General features: G+C 58.1%; 12 protein-coding genes and 4 tRNA genes. 4 read left to right on the top strand and 12 right to left on the bottom strand.

Annotation, left to right across the window (positions count from 1 at the left end; all coding sequences use genetic code 11):
- The first annotated feature begins 79 nt into the window (after nucleotides 1-79).
- Nucleotides 80-1423, top strand: coding sequence for a Na+/H+ antiporter NhaA (gene nhaA / locus ODQ19_RS12415; RefSeq protein ID WP_330210173.1), 1344 nt, complete (start codon nucleotides 80-82; stop codon nucleotides 1421-1423).
- 159 nt (nucleotides 1424-1582) lie between these two features.
- Here nhaA and ODQ19_RS12420 read toward each other — a convergent pair whose 3' ends face one another.
- The 10 genes from ODQ19_RS12420 to ODQ19_RS12465 all read right to left on the bottom strand — a co-directional run bounded on the left by ODQ19_RS12420 (nucleotide 1583) and on the right by ODQ19_RS12465 (nucleotide 11007).
- The gene (locus tag ODQ19_RS12420) at nucleotides 1583-3457 is read right to left on the bottom strand and encodes a SurA N-terminal domain-containing protein (protein WP_116665774.1); all 1875 of its coding nucleotides are present in this window, start codon (nucleotides 3455-3457) and stop codon (nucleotides 1583-1585) included.
- Nucleotides 3458-3685: 228 nt separating this feature from the next.
- Complete coding sequence (locus ODQ19_RS12425) at nucleotides 3686-3958, bottom strand: HU family DNA-binding protein (protein ID WP_003174819.1); 273 nt, start codon at nucleotides 3956-3958, stop codon at nucleotides 3686-3688.
- A 149-nt stretch (nucleotides 3959-4107) separates the two neighbouring features.
- Nucleotides 4108-6504 carry an endopeptidase La gene (lon, locus tag ODQ19_RS12430; RefSeq protein WP_003192252.1) on the bottom strand — a complete coding sequence of 799 codons (2397 nt, stop codon included), beginning with the start codon at nucleotides 6502-6504 and terminating at the stop codon, nucleotides 4108-4110.
- A gap of 188 nt (nucleotides 6505-6692) precedes the next feature.
- Nucleotides 6693-7976 carry an ATP-dependent Clp protease ATP-binding subunit ClpX gene (clpX, locus tag ODQ19_RS12435; protein ID WP_003192254.1) on the bottom strand — a complete coding sequence of 428 codons (1284 nt, stop codon included), beginning with the start codon at nucleotides 7974-7976 and terminating at the stop codon, nucleotides 6693-6695.
- A 112-nt stretch (nucleotides 7977-8088) separates the two neighbouring features.
- The gene (gene clpP / locus ODQ19_RS12440; protein ID WP_003192255.1) at nucleotides 8089-8724 is read right to left on the bottom strand and encodes an ATP-dependent Clp endopeptidase proteolytic subunit ClpP; all 636 of its coding nucleotides are present in this window, start codon (nucleotides 8722-8724) and stop codon (nucleotides 8089-8091) included.
- A gap of 91 nt (nucleotides 8725-8815) precedes the next feature.
- Complete coding sequence (gene tig, locus ODQ19_RS12445) at nucleotides 8816-10126, bottom strand: trigger factor (protein ID WP_054917375.1); 1311 nt, start codon at nucleotides 10124-10126, stop codon at nucleotides 8816-8818.
- 401 nt (nucleotides 10127-10527) lie between these two features.
- Nucleotides 10528-10603: transfer RNA gene (locus tag ODQ19_RS12450), tRNA-His, on the bottom strand.
- Between the two features lie 77 nt (nucleotides 10604-10680).
- Nucleotides 10681-10765 (bottom strand) — tRNA-Leu (locus ODQ19_RS12455).
- 57 nt (nucleotides 10766-10822) lie between these two features.
- A tRNA-His gene (locus ODQ19_RS12460) sits at nucleotides 10823-10898 on the bottom strand.
- A gap of 32 nt (nucleotides 10899-10930) precedes the next feature.
- A tRNA-Arg gene (locus ODQ19_RS12465) sits at nucleotides 10931-11007 on the bottom strand.
- Between the two features lie 275 nt (nucleotides 11008-11282).
- Between ODQ19_RS12465 and folD the strand changes: the two genes are divergently transcribed.
- Together folD and pbpG are read left to right on the top strand one after the other, a co-directional pair.
- A complete protein-coding gene (gene folD, locus ODQ19_RS12470) occupies nucleotides 11283-12137 on the top strand; it encodes a bifunctional methylenetetrahydrofolate dehydrogenase/methenyltetrahydrofolate cyclohydrolase FolD (protein ID WP_330210174.1) in 855 nt (284 codons plus the stop codon).
- Between the two features lie 207 nt (nucleotides 12138-12344).
- Nucleotides 12345-13268: a D-alanyl-D-alanine endopeptidase gene (pbpG, locus tag ODQ19_RS12475; protein ID WP_116665795.1), complete on the top strand. Its 924-nt coding sequence runs from the start codon at nucleotides 12345-12347 to the stop codon at nucleotides 13266-13268.
- A gap of 111 nt (nucleotides 13269-13379) precedes the next feature.
- Here the strand turns inward: pbpG and ODQ19_RS12480 are convergent, their stop codons facing one another.
- Nucleotides 13380-14042 (bottom strand): peptidase C39 family protein, encoded by a 663-nt coding sequence (locus tag ODQ19_RS12480; RefSeq protein ID WP_330210175.1) that lies wholly within the window; start codon nucleotides 14040-14042, stop codon nucleotides 13380-13382.
- 211 nt (nucleotides 14043-14253) lie between these two features.
- Here ODQ19_RS12480 and ODQ19_RS12485 point away from each other — a divergent pair, with 211 nt between their 5' ends.
- The gene (locus ODQ19_RS12485; protein WP_165861607.1) at nucleotides 14254-14415 is read left to right on the top strand and encodes a hypothetical protein; all 162 of its coding nucleotides are present in this window, start codon (nucleotides 14254-14256) and stop codon (nucleotides 14413-14415) included.
- On the opposite strand, the gene ODQ19_RS12490 is transcribed toward ODQ19_RS12485, so the two are convergent.
- Entirely contained in the window at nucleotides 14412-14822 is a 411-nt protein-coding gene (locus ODQ19_RS12490; protein WP_034127951.1) for a PA0061/PA0062 family lipoprotein, read from the bottom strand. The genes ODQ19_RS12485 and ODQ19_RS12490 overlap by 4 nt on opposite strands.
- Nucleotides 14823-14886 lie beyond the last annotated feature (64 nt).

A 14886-nucleotide genomic window follows, 5' to 3' on the forward strand; every position in this document is an offset into this window, starting at 1 on the left:
CGCCCTGGGTGCGTTGCTGCATAAAGCACGGCGCAGGTTAAACGCCAAGCATTGGTCGGGCCGCCAATGGAGATTTGTCGTGCCTGATAAACACCCCGCCATCCCCCGCCCCCAGCGTCTGACTGAGGGCGCGCTGTCCGCCCTTGAGCGTTTTTCACACATCGAAGCCGTGAGCGGTATCGTGCTGCTGCTGGCCGCCATCGTTGCGCTGGTGTGGGCCAACAGCCCCGCCGCCGCGACCTACGAGCATTTCTGGAACACGCCCATCACCCTCGGGCTGGGCGATTACAGCGTGTCGCGCTCCTTGCATTTTCTGGTGAATGACGGGCTGATGACCATCTTCTTCCTGGTGGTCGGTGCCGAAATCCGCCAGGAAATCAAAGACGGCGCCCTCGCCAACCTGAAGCTGGCCACGCTGCCGTTGGGCGCGGCGTTGGGCGGTGTGCTGATGCCCGCACTCATCTACACCCTGCTCAACCACGGCACCGCTGCCGCGAGTGGCTGGGCGGTGCCCACCGCGACCGACATCGCCTTTGCCGTGGGCGTGCTCGCGCTGCTGGGCAAGTCGATCCCCAGTGGCGTGCGTATCCTGCTGCTGGCCCTGGCGATCATCGATGACATCGTGGCGATCCTGATCATCGCGATCTTCTTCACCGCCAGCCTCGACTACATGGGCTTGGTGATTGCCGCAGGCGGGCTGGCCCTGGTGCTGGTGTTCCAACGCATGGGCATCAGCAAGGCGGCGATCTACCTGCTGCCAGGCGCTATCGTGTGGTTTGGCCTGCTCAAGACCGGCGTGCACCCAACGCTGGCCGGGGTGATCCTGGGCTTGATGACCCCCGTCAATTCCAAACCCACCAGGGAACGCCCGCTGGAAACCATCGAACGCACCTTCAACGAGCTGATGGACCGGTTCTCGCAGCCAGCCGAAGGGGCCCAGCAAGTCGCCACGCCCCTCAAGCAATTGCGCGAAGCTCAGCGGGACATACTGCCGCCGGTGCAGCGTGTTCAATCGGCGTTGCACCCTTGGGTAGCGTTCGGCGTGATGCCGCTGTTTGCATTGGCCAACGCCGGTGTGAGCCTGGACGGTTTCAATCTGGATGACCCGCTGGCCCACGGTGTGTTCATGGGCGTCATCTTCGCCCTGGTGCTCGGCAAGCCTCTGGGCGTGATGCTGGCGAGCTTGGCACTGGTCAAGCTCAACATCTGCAAGCTGCCGGAAGGTGTGACCTGGACGGGCGTTGGCCTGGTCGGCCTGTTGGCGGGGATCGGTTTCACCATGTCGATCTTTATTTCGTCCCTGGCATTCTCCGACCCGGCCCTGCTGTCGGCTGCGAAGCTGAGCGTATTGGCCGCTTCAACCCTGGCCGCGGTGATCGGGTTGACGTGGGGCAAGCTCAAGTTTGCAGCCAGGAATTCCTGACACCTGTGGCGAGGGAGCTTGCTCCCGCTGGGCCGCGAAGCGGCTCCAAAAAGCAGGGACTGCTGCGCAGTCAACGGGAGCAAGCTTCCTCGCTACAATATCAAGGGCAAAAAAAGACCCCGACCTTTTCAGGTCGGGGTCTTTTTATTCAGGCCGGCATCAATACTTCTTGATGTCTGCCTGGGTTTCCAGCTGCTTGCGGTAGGCCGCGAAGTCCTGCTGGCCAATGCGGGAAGCGAGGAAGCGGCGGTATTGCGCCTTTTCTTCGTCCGTAGGGGCCGCCGCTTCGTTGACGCCGTTCAAGCGCACGATCATCAGGCTGCCATCGCGCAGGGTCACGGTGGTGAAGGTCGGCTTGTCCTTGGCCGCAGGCTTAGGCATGCGGAACAAGGCTTGCAGCACGGCCGGGTCGATAGACTCCTGACCACGGGTAGCCGCCTCAGTCACCTTCCAGGCCTGACCGTCAACCGGCTGGTCCAGCGCGGTCTTGCCATCACGCAGGCTGGCGATCAACTCGTCGGCACGGGCTTTGGCAGCAGCGCTCGCGCGCTCCTTGGTCATCTGGGTGCGAATGGCCGCCTCGACCTTCTCGAGCGGCAGTTGGGCCGGCTTGAGATGCTCCTTGGCACGCAGCACGATGATGGTTTCCGGGTCCAGCTCGATAGCGCTGCTGTTGGCACCTTCATCCAGCACTTCCGGGCTGAAGGCTGCAGTGACCACGGCACGGTTGGCCGCAACACCTTCGCCACCTTCACGACCAAACGGCGCGGAAGTGTGGACGGTCAGCTTCAGGTCAGAGGCCGGCTGGGCCAGGTCAGAGGCTTCGAATGCCGCATCTTCCAATTGCTTGGTCGCTTCGACAAAACGCTGTTCAACCTGCTGTGCCTTGAGCTCGCGGGTCAGCTTGTCTTTCAGGCTGGCGAACGATGGCACTTCAGGCGCCTCAACGCCCAGCAACTTGATCAGATGCCAACCGAAGGTAGTGCGCACTGGCGCCGACACCTGGTCTTGCTTCAAGCCGTACAGCGCGGTTTCGAAGTCCGGGTCATAAACGCCAGGGCCGGCAAAGCCGAGGTCACCGCCATTGTTGGCCGAACCTGGGTCCTGGGAGAACTCCTTGGCCAGGGCCTCGAACTTCTCACCTTTGGCCAGGCGCGCCTGAATGTCTTCGATCTTGGCCTTGGCTTGCGCCTCGGTGACCTTGTCGTTGACTTCAATCAGGATGTGCGCGGCACGACGCTGTTCAGCGAGGTTGGCGGTTTCCTTCTCGTAGGCAGCCTGCAGCTCATCGTCCTTGACAGTAACCTGGTCGAAGAAGGACGACTTCTTCAATTCCAGATAGTCGATGACCACCTGGTCCGGGGTCATGAACTCTTTGGCGTGCTGGTCGTAGTAGGCCTTGACTTCGTCGTCGGTGAGTTTCACCGCCGCAGGGTCAGCCTTGATGTTGACGGTGGCGAAATCGCGGGTCTGTTTTTCCAGACGGGCAAATGCCAGCACCTCGGCGTCGGTCACAAAACCGCTGCCGGCGATGCCTGCGCGAACCTGACCGATCAGCATTTCCTGGGTCAGCATCTGACGGAATTGCATGCGGCTATAGCCCAGCTGACGGATCACCTGGTCAAAGCGTTCGGCGTTGAACTTGCCGTCCACCTGGAATTCAGGCGTTTGCAGAATGACCTGATCCAGCGCCGCTTCCGAGAAGCCGAACTTGGAATCGGCAGCACCTTGCAGCAGCAGCTTGCGGTCGATCAGGCCCTTGAGGGCAGCATCGCGCAACAGTTTTTCGTCCAGCAGGGAAGCATCGAAATCCTTGCCCAGCTGTTGCATCAGCTGGCGCCGTTGCATGTCGACAGCCTGGCTCAGCTCGGTCTGGGTGATTTCTTCACCGTTGACCTTGGCCACGTCCTGCTTGTTATTACCCGAAGCCTGGAAAATGGCTTCGATACCGGTGAACGCCATCAAAGCGACGATGATCCCGATAATGGTCTTGGCAATCCAGCCTTGTGAATTGTCCCTGATATTTTGCAGCATGCGTCCCCCAGAAACGGTTGAACTTCAAAAATTAGGCAACCGTGGAGCGTGGGTAGAGTCCGGATAGAAGAAAGGCGCATCCGAGGATGCGCCTTCTCGTAACTGGCGGAGCGGACGGGGGTTCGAATCTGCACCCCCGGCGTGGCGACCCGATACGTGGGTCAGCTACCGCTCCGCTGCCAGGCCAGACCTGCGTCCGACCCGGGTAAGCAAAGGCTTGAACGAAGCTTAGTTAACGGCTTCTTTCAGGGCTTTACCGGCTTTGAAACCTGGTTTCTTGGCAGCAGCGATTTGCAATGCTTTGCCGGTCTGTGGGTTACGGCCAGTGCGAGCTGGGCGGTCAGTCACAGAGAAAGTACCGAAGCCTACCAGTACCACGGAGTCGCCGGCCTTCAGAGCGCCAGTGACGGATTCGATTACTGCGTCCAGCGCACGGCCAGCAGCAGCTTTCGGGATATCAGCGGATGCAGCGATAGCATCAATCAGTTCCGACTTGTTCACTCTAAGTCCCCTTATATATCTATTGAGTATGATTCTAAGTTTTTTGGTAAAAAGCAAAACCAGTGCTGAATGGCCTACAGACACTTAAGAGCCGCTTTATAACAAGGGCTCTAAAAAGCTGTCAAGGAAGCCCCCCAGGCTCCAACACATTAATGCGTGCTAATTCTTTCCTTGGAATCGGACTCGCGTTTTTCATCCTTCGCGACAATCTCCGGGGCCACATCCGGCAAGGGCTCCGGCGCGTATTGCAGCGCAATTTGCAGGACCTCGTCAATCCATTTAACCGGTTTAATCTGAAGATCCTGCTTGATGTTGTCAGGAATTTCCTTCAAGTCGCGAACATTCTCTTCAGGAATGATCACAGTCTTGATTCCACCCCGGTGTGCGGCAAGCAATTTCTCTTTGAGACCACCAATCGCCAATACCTGGCCACGCAGGGTAATTTCGCCGGTCATGGCTACATCGGCGCGCACTGGAATGCCTGTCAAGGCCGACACCAGCGCCGTGCACATGCCTACGCCAGCGCTAGGGCCGTCTTTGGGGGTCGCCCCTTCCGGCATGTGGATATGGGTGTCGTGCTTCTCGTGGAAGTCCAGCGGGATGCCCAGGCTGCGGGCGCGGCTGCGCACCACGGTCTGCGCGGCGGTAATGGATTCGACCATCACATCACCCAGGGAGCCGGTCTTGATCAACTGGCCTTTGCCCGGAATCACCGCGGCTTCGATGGTGAGCAATTCGCCACCCACCTGGGTCCACGCCAAGCCAGTCACCTGCCCGACCTGGTCCTGCTGCTCGGCCAGGCCGTAGCGGAATTTCTTCACGCCCAGGAAGTGTTCCAGGGAATCGGCAACTACCTTCACCGAGAAGCGCTTTTCCAGCGCGTGCTCCTTCACGGCCTTGCGGCAGATCTTCGCGATCTGGCGCTCAAGGCCCCGCACACCGGCCTCGCGGGTGTAGTAACGCACGATGTCACGGATCGCCTCGACCTCGAATTCGATCTCGCCCTTCTTCAGGCCGTTGGCCGAAATCTGCTTGGGCGCGAGGTACTTGACCGCGATGTTGATCTTCTCGTCTTCGGTGTAGCCCGGCAGACGAATCACCTCCATCCGGTCCAGCAAGGCTGGCGGAATGTTCATGGAGTTGGAGGTGCACAGGAACATTACGTCAGACAAGTCGTAGTCGACTTCCAGGTAATGGTCGTTGAAATTATGGTTCTGCTCGGGGTCCAGCACTTCGAGCAAGGCCGAAGCCGGGTCGCCACGCATATCGCTGCCCATTTTGTCGATTTCATCGAGCAGGAACAGCGGGTTGCGTACACCCACTTTTGTCATCTTTTGAATCAATCTTCCTGGCATCGAACCGATGTAAGTACGGCGATGACCGCGAATTTCCGCCTCATCACGCACGCCACCCAAGGCCATGCGCACGAACTTGCGGTTGGTCGCGCTGGCAATCGATTCCGCCAGGGAAGTTTTACCCACACCCGGAGGCCCGACCAGGCACAACACCGGACCGCGGATTTTTTTCACGCGCTTTTGCACGGCGAGGTACTCAAGGATGCGCTCCTTGACCTCTTCCAGGCCGTAATGGTCAGCGTCGAGGATCTCTTCAGCACGGGCCAGGTCCAGGCGCACCTTGGTCTGGGCCTTCCACGGCACTTGCACCAACCAGTCGATGTACGAGCGCACCACGGTGGCTTCGGCCGACATCGGCGACATCTGCTTGAGCTTGTTCAGCTCGGCGGTGGCCTTGGTCAGGGCGTCTTTGGGCAGGCCAGCGGCGTCGATACGCTTTTTCAGCTCTTCGATTTCGTTGTGGCCTTCCTCGCCGTCGCCGAGCTCCTTCTGAATAGCCTTCATCTGCTCATTCAGGTAGTACTCGCGCTGGCTACGCTCCATCTGCTTCTTCACGCGGCCACGGATGCGCTTTTCAACCTGCAACAGGTCGATTTCGCCATCCAGCATCGCCAGTACGTGTTCGACACGGGCCGACAGGTCGATGATTTCGAGGATGTCTTGCTTCTGCTCGATCTTCAGCGCCATGTGCGCGGCCATGGTGTCGACCAGGCGACTTGGCTCATCAATGCTGTTGAGGGACGACAGGACTTCAGCCGGGACTTTCTTGCCTAACTGCACATACTGCTCGAACTGCGACAGCAGGCTGCGCACGAACACCTCGGATTCACGCTCCGGGGCTTCCACCTCTTCGATCAGCGCCACTTCCGCGCGCAGGTGGCCGTCCACCTCCATAAAGCGCTCTACGGCACCGCGCTGCTCGCCTTCGACCAGCACCTTGACGGTGCCATCGGGCAGCTTGAGCAATTGCAGGACAGTGGCAATGGTGCCGACGCGATACAGAGCATCTTCACCCGGATCATCATCAGCAGGATTCTTCTGGGCCAACAGCAGGATTTGCTTGTCGCCCGTCATCGCGGCCTCGAGGGCTTCGATAGACTTCTCGCGCCCCACGAACAGCGGGATAACCATGTGCGGATAGACGACGACATCACGCAACGGCAGGAGAGGCAATTCGATGGTTGTCTTCATGATTTCGCCTCTATGACAGTTCAAAAATAAGCTTGAAACCAAGATGGGGGTTACATGCAAAAAAAACAAGCTCAATGCCAGTAGTTAAACGCATGAATACACGCGAATTTAACCTCCGCCCCGAGAAACGCCCCCAAAAAACAAGGGGCCCCTAGAGGCCCCTTGCTTGTACCGCAACTGCTGAACGCTTACGCGTCGGGTGCAGCCTTGGCAGCCGGCTCACTGTTTTCGTAGATATACAGTGGCTTGGACTTGCCTTCGATCACGCTTTCGTCGATCACCACTTTACTCACCTCAGACTGCGAGGGGATTTCGTACATGGTGTCGAGCAACACGCCTTCGAGGATAGAGCGCAGGCCACGTGCACCGGTCTTACGCTCCAGTGCCCGCTTGGCCACCGATTTCAGTGCGTCGGTACGGAACTCGAGGTCTACACCTTCCATCTCGAACAATTTGCCGTATTGCTTGGTCAGGGCGTTTTTCGGCTCGGTGAGGATCTGGATCAAAGCCGCCTCATCCAACTCGTCCAACGTGGCCAGGACCGGCAGACGGCCAACGAATTCCGGGATCAGACCAAACTTGACCAGATCGTCAGGCTCGACTTCACGCAGGGACTCGCCCACCTTCTTGCCTTCTTCCTTGCTACGCACTTCCGCACTGAAACCAATGCCGCCACGGGTGGAACGCTGCTGAATCACCTTCTCCAGACCGGAGAACGCACCGCCACAAATGAACAGGATGTTGCGCGTATCAACCTGAAGGAATTCCTGCTGCGGATGCTTGCGACCACCTTGCGGCGGTACGGACGCAACCGTGCCTTCGATCAGTTTCAACAGGGCCTGCTGCACGCCCTCGCCGGAAACGTCCCGGGTGATCGACGGGTTGTCAGACTTGCGCGAGATCTTGTCAATCTCGTCGATATAGACAATACCCATCTGGGCTTTCTCTACGTCGTAGTCGCACTTTTGCAGCAATTTCTGAATGATGTTCTCGACATCTTCACCCACGTAACCAGCCTCGGTAAGGGTGGTGGCGTCGGCGATGGTGAACGGAACGTTCAGCAGGCGAGCGAGGGTTTCTGCAAGCAGGGTTTTACCCGAGCCTGTAGGACCGATCAGCAAGATGTTGCTCTTGCCGAGTTCAACCTCGTCACCTTTCTTGTCACGCTGGTTCAAGCGCTTGTAGTGGTTGTACACCGCTACGGCCAGAACCTTCTTTGCACGCTCTTGACCAATGACGTACTGGTCAAGGATGCCGCTGATTTCTTTAGGCGAAGGTAATTTATGCGCACTGCTCTCGGCCTGGGCTTCCTGCACCTCCTCACGGATGATGTCATTGCACAGGTCGACGCATTCGTCGCAGATAAACACCGAGGGGCCGGCAATCAATTTGCGTACTTCATGCTGGCTTTTGCCACAGAAGGAGCAATAGAGCAGCTTGCCGTTGTCCTCGCCGTTGCGGGTGTCAGTCATTCGTTCGATCCAAATCCGATAGGCTTGCAACACAAGATGAAGGCTTATGCGGGCTTTTTCAAGCCCGCCAGTGGTCGGACATGCCGACCAGCCCTATTTTGAGCGGCTTATATTAAGCGGGGCGCTTGTCGATCACTGCGTCGATCAACCCGTATTCCTTGGCGGCTTCAGCGCTCATGAAATTGTCACGGTTGGTATCGCGCTCGATTTCTTCCAGGGTGCGCCCGCTGTGCTTGGCCATCAGCGTGTTGAGACGCTCACGAATGAAGAGGATTTCCTTGGCGTGGATTTCGATGTCCGACGCCTGGCCCTGGAAACCGCCCAGTGGCTGGTGAATCATCACGCGCGAGTTCGGCAGGCAGAAACGCTTGCCTTCGGCACCCGCGGTCAGCAGGAAGGCACCCATGCTGCACGCCTGGCCAATACAGGTGGTCGACACGTTTGGCTTGATGAACTGCATGGTGTCGTAGATCGACATGCCCGCAGTCACCGAACCACCCGGCGAGTTGATGTAGAGATGGATGTCCTTGTCCGGGTTTTCCGCTTCAAGGAACAGCAATTGCGCACAGATCAGGTTAGCCATGTAGTCCTCTACCGGGCCAACCAGAAAGATCACTCGCTCCTTGAGCAGGCGCGAGTAGATGTCGTAGGCGCGTTCGCCACGAGCGGACTGCTCGACAACCATCGGGACCAGGCCGCCTGCGGCCTGGATATCAGAGTTCTGCTGAATATAGGAATTACGGAACATGCTCTGCAGTTACTCCCAAATAGTCATGTCTTGAAAACGCATAAGCCAGCGCGAGGCTGGCTTATGGTTGAATTTCCAACGAGTTGGACAATCAGTCGGCTTGTGCTGCTTCCGCCGGTTTGACTGCTTCTTCGTAAGAGACCGCTTTATCGGTCACCTTAGCCTTCTGCAGAACAGTATCCACAACTTGTTCTTCCAGCACAACCGAACGTACTTCGTTCATCTGCTGCTCATTCTTGTAGTACCAAGCCACGACCTGCTCAGGCTCCTGGTAGGCCGAAGCCATTTCCTGGATCATTTCGCGAACGCGGTCTTCGTCTGGCTTGAGGTCGAACTGCTTGACCACTTCAGCCACGATCAGGCCCAGCACAACGCGGCGCTTGGCTTGCTCTTCGAACAGCTCGGCCGGCAGCTGGTCAGGCTTGATGTTGCCACCAAACTGCTGAACCGCTTGAACGCGCAGGCGATCCACTTCGTTGGACAGCAGGGCCTTAGGCACTTCGATCGGGTTGGCGGCCAGCAGACCGTCCATGACCTGGTTCTTGACCTTGGACTTGATGGCCTGGCGCAGTTCACGCTCCATGTTCTTGCGAACTTCGGTGCGGAAGCCTTCGATGCCGGTTTCCTTGATACCGAACTGGGCGAAGAACTCTTCGTTCAGCTCTGGCAGCTTAGGCTCGGAAACGCTGTTGACGGTAACGGTGAACTCGGCGGCTTTGCCGGCCAGGTCCAGGTTCTGGTAGTCAGCAGGGAACGTCAGGTTCAGAACGCGCTCTTCGCCGGCTTTGGCGCCAACCAGGCCGTCTTCGAAACCAGGAATCATGCGGTTGGAGCCCAGCACCAGCTGAGTGCCCTTGGAGGAGCCGCCAGCGAAGACTTCGCCGTCAACCTTGCCAACGAAATCGATGTTCAGTTGGTCTTCGTTCTGGGCGGCACGGTCGGCCACTTCAAAACGAGTGTTCTGCTTGCGCAGGATTTCCAGCATGTTGTCCAGGTCCGAATCAGCCACTTCGGCGCTCAGACGCTCGATTTCGATACCGTCGAAACCGGCCACTTCAAATTCAGGGAACACTTCGAATACGGCAACGTATTCCAGGTCCTTGCCTGCTTCCAGGGACTTGGGCTCGATCGAAGGCGAGCCAGCCGGGTTCAGCTTTTGCTCGACAACGGCTTCGTAGAAAGAAGCCTGGATCACGTCACCTACAGCTTCCTGGCGCGCATCGGCACCAAAACGACGCTTGATTTCGCTCATCGGCACTTTGCCTGGACGGAAACCAGCGATCTTGGCCTTTTGGGCAGTCTGCTGCAGACGCTTGTTGACCGCAGTCTCGATACGCTCTGCCGGCACGGTGATGCTCAGGCGGCGCTCGAGAGCAGTAGTATTTTCAACAGAAACTTGCATGGATATTCCTCGTTGCACAGACATTAGCCGGCCATTTCCGACCCCAATCAAGGGCATGCATTCTAGTGGGTCAAACTCAAGAAGTCACCCTACTGAAAACACAGCGGAAAACAGCCGGCAATTTATCGGTACGAAAGCACTGAAGTACCTCGCCCCGGTGACAAATACAGCCAAATTGCGCCAGGGCTCTTCGCCGCCCCTCTCTATATATAGAAGGAACAAGCATCCACCTCCCTGGCGACCCGCCCCGCGAACAGAGCAGGCAAGCAAAGCGGCATCATCGAGATACACAAATACGACGACACGCCCTGCCGGGGCAGCCCAGCACCTGCGACCACCCAATCTCAAACCGCCAAAACCAAAAAAGGCGCCAGACTGTTAAATCTGGCGCCTTTCGAATATGGGGTGGACGAAGGGGATCGAACCCTCGACAACGGGAGTCACAATCCCGTGCTCTACCAACTGAGCTACGCCCACCATATTGCGTTAACAAAGAAACCAAACCACTTCTTTGTTGAGCCCTGCCCCGCCTGACGACCGGAAAAAGCTTTAATTGGTGCGGATGAAGAGACTCGAACTCTTACGCCTCGCGGCGCTGGAACCTAAATCCAGTGTGTCTACCAATTCCACCACATCCGCGCTTGAAGCTCTTAAAGCAAAGGCGCCAGACTGTTAAATCTGGCGCCTTTCAGAATATGGGGTGGACGAAGGGGATCGAACCCTCGACAACGGGAGTCACAATCCCGTGCTCTACCAACTGAGCTACGCCCACCATATAGCGCTACTTGTGCCAAAGCTGCCTAATGGCGCACCCGGCAGGACTCGAACCTGCGACCATCCGCTTAGAAGGCGGATGCTCTATCCAGCTGAGCTACGGGCGCCTTATTAATCTGTACTCTTGGAGGATTACAAACTAAGTGCTTCCAGCCTTGCAGTACAACTATTCTGCTCGACCTTCTTAACCAGTGCTAGGCTGTGCCCGACAAGTGCGACGAATAGTATAGATGCCCCGGAAACCCGTCAAATCTTTTTTGAAAAAAACTGATTTTATTTAAGGGGTTAGGGCAATTTGCAGACCAAGCGCCTTTGCCCTCGCGCCTTGGCATGCGAGAATGCGCGCACTTTTCTTCCCCCTCTCGATGGTTAATCACGCGTAATGACTGCACAACTTATCGACGGCAAATCAATCGCCGCCAGCCTGCGCCAGCAGATCGCCAAACGAGTCACCGAGCGCAGCCAGCAAGGCCTGCGCACGCCGGGCCTCGCGGTGATCCTGGTCGGCAGCGATCCTGCCTCTCAGGTTTATGTCTCGCACAAGCGTAAAGACTGTGAAGAGGTCGGCTTTATTTCCAAGGCCTACGACTTGCCTTCGGATACCACTCAACAGGCCCTGGCCGACCTGATTGACAGCCTCAACGATGACCCGAACATGGACGGCATCCTGCTGCAGCTGCCATTGCCCGAGCACCTGGACGCCTCCAAACTGCTGGAGCGCATCCGCCCGGACAAAGACGTCGACGGTTTCCACCCTTATAACGTCGGCCGCCTGGCCCAACGCATTCCCCTGCTGCGTCCATGCACCCCTAAAGGCATCATGACGCTGCTGGAAAGCACCGGTGTCGATCTGTATGGTCTTGACGCCGTCGTGGTGGGCGCATCGAACATCGTCGGTCGCCCAATGGCCATGGAACTGCTGCTGGCCGGCTGCACCGTGACCGTCACCCACCGCTTCACCAAGGACCTCGCCGGCCATGTTGGCCGCGCTGACCTGGTGGTGGTCGCCGCCGGCAAGCCAGGCTTGGTCAAGGGTGAGTGGATCAAGGAAGGCGCCATCGTCATCGACGTGGGCATCAACCGCCAGGAAGACGGCAAGTTGGTGGGCGATGTGGTGTATGAAACCGCCCTGCCCCGTGCAGGCTGGATCACACCAGTGCCAGGCGGTGTCGGGCCGATGACCCGGGCCTGCCTGCTGGAAAACACCTTATATGCAGCGGAAACCCTGCACGGTTAATAACCAGGCGTAATGAAAAAGCCCTGCCTTAGCGCAGGGCTTTTTATTGCACGTAAAAAAACCGTTTTTTCTTAGTTTTTAAGCACTTTCGTCTGGTTCTAGAAGAACATTCGACAGTTCTTCATCCATACTCCTAAAATGTAACGCCATTTGTCACAAGATCCGTTTCACAACGGCATTTCCTTACTTTTTAGCGAGTTCATCCGCGTGAAAATTCGTCTTTCTATTGTCAGCCTGTTTTTTGCTTTGACAGGCACCCTCGCCCACGCCGCCGAAACCACCCTGGCCCCGCGTGACGCCTCCAAGCTGCAGATCGCCTCCGGCAGCGCCATGCTGGTCGACTTGCAGACCAATAAAGTCATTTATTCCAGCAACCCCGACGTGGTGGTACCCATCGCTTCGGTGAGCAAGCTGATGACCGGCCTGATCGTCCTCGAAGCCAAGCAAAATATGGACGAGTACATCGACATCAACATCACCGACACGCCCGAGATGAAAGGCGTGTTCTCCCGGGTGAAGATCGGTAGTCAGATGCCGCGCAAGGAAATGCTGCTGATCGCGCTGATGTCTTCGGAAAACCGCGCCGCCGCCAGCCTGGCCCACCACTATCCAGGCGGTTATGCGGCCTTCATTGCCGCGATGAACGCCAAGGCCAAGTCCTTGGGCATGACCAGCACCCACTACGTGGAGCCCACCGGCCTGTCGATCCATAACGTCTCGACCGCCCGCGACCTGAGCAAGCTGCTGGCCTATGCGCGCAAGTTTCCGATGCTCAGCCAATTGAGCACCACCAAGGAAAAGACTGTGTCGTTCCGCAAGCCCAACTACACCTTGGGGTTCTCCAACACGGACCACCTGATCAACCGCGCCAACTGGGATATCAAGCTGACCAAGACCGGCTTCACCAACCAGGCCGGCCACTGCCTGGTGCTGGTGACGAGCATGGGCAATCGCCCGGTGTCGCTGGTGATCCTGGACGCCTTTGGCAAGTTCACCCATTTTGCCGATGCCAGCCGTATTCGTAGCTGGGTCGAGACCGGCAAAGGCGGCGCAGTGCCGGACGTAGCGCTGCGTTACAAGGCCGATAAAAACCTCAAGAATCGAGCGACCGCTACGGAAGTACGTCGATAAACAACGATTTTAGTGTGGGAGCGGGCTTGCTCGCGAATGCGGTGGGTCAGCCTAAGCATTCAGCGACTGACACTGCGCCTTCGCGAGCAAGCCCGCTCCCACATTTGAGTTTCACTTCTTTTCTGACAACACTTTGAGCGCCTGCGCCGCTGCCTGCTCCTGCCCCGCCTGCGCGGTGGCATTGGCCGCATCGCGCCAGCGCTGCGCATCCACGTTGGCCGGCAACTGGCTCGGGCGCTGGGTGAGGATCGCCCAATGGCCCGCGCCCTGCCACGCCGACTCGAAGTCGCTGAAGCTCATGCTCAATCGACGCTCCTTGCCTGAACGCAACAGCACCGTACTTTTCTGCTGGTTGAACCCCACCACCACGACATAACGCGCCCCGGACCAATAGCTGGCGTTGATCCGCACCATCACCGGGTAACCCGCCGCTACCTGGGCAAACACGGCGGTCAGCTTGGCGTCCAATGGGTACACCATCAGCCCGTACTCACGCGCCAGCACCTGCATGTTGCGCTCAAGGTCCACCTCGGCGCCGGGCAGGCGCAGTGGTTTATCAAGCAAACCCGGTGTCATGACAATGCCTTGTTGCGACAGCATGCTGGCAAGTGCTGTAGGACCGCTCTGATAAGCCTCGCTGCGAAAGGTCGGCACGCCAGTGAGTTCAACGCGCTCCGGCAAGCCTGGCAGTTTCGACGGGGTACTGGAACAGGCCGCCAGCCCAAGGGCAACGGCCAGCAGCAAAGAAGTTTTAGTGTTCGACCGTAAGCGCAATTTTTTCACTCTCTTGATCAACTGCCGGTAAAGGCCCCGATCATAGGGCGCCCCGCCTCGCCGGTATAGCCCATTGGCCCAGTAAAGCGGCGCTGATAGAGCAAACAAGTTGGACAGACTCGACCATTGGTCAATAGCAGGCAACCGCCGGCTGGCTAGACTGTCCATTGAGAAGACTGTGTGTGCCCCAAGTGGGCGAAAGGAGGCCCGAATGAGCCTTGCGACAACGATTTTCCTGTTGATCTGCGGTTGGCTGGCCGTCGCCGCCGCCATGCTGTGGGGGGTCATGCGCGTGACGCGCCGGCATCATCACCCCCACGTCAAACCTGCTGCACCCGCCGAGCCGCGCAAGGCGACGGCGCATCACGCCTAGCCAGGCATGCAATTGAAGTCCTGGGTCGCGGCAATTTCCTTGCCGTGGCCGTCCTCAAGGGACGCGCGCACCGTAGTGCCCAGGCTCGACTCCACCAGGGTGTAGTGCTCCCCCGCCTTGAAATGCTTGTACTCGATGCGGCCCTGGCAGTCCTGCTGGTTGTCGTCGCCCGGCTCGTCTTCAAATAAAGTCACGTCCAGGCGATGGTCCCCCGGGGTCACCTCAAAATAGCGCCCATCGTCCACCCGCTTGCCATCGACACGCTCGGCCATCAGGTCATTCGGCGCTTCTTCCTGCAATCCGATCCAGGCTTCGCTGGGGTCGGCCTTGGGGATCGGGCCGGCGCAGGCCGACAGTAAACAGACAAAGCCAAGGACGGGAACTAACAACAGTGGTTTGAGTGACATGACAAGGCTCCAAAGGGCAGATGTTAAAAGGTCGTATCCGATGGCTGACAAGCTTGATGAGCCG

Source organism: Pseudomonas sp. AM4(2022), assembly GCF_036346515.1.
Classification (GTDB): domain Bacteria; phylum Pseudomonadota; class Gammaproteobacteria; order Pseudomonadales; family Pseudomonadaceae; genus Aquipseudomonas; species Aquipseudomonas paracarnis.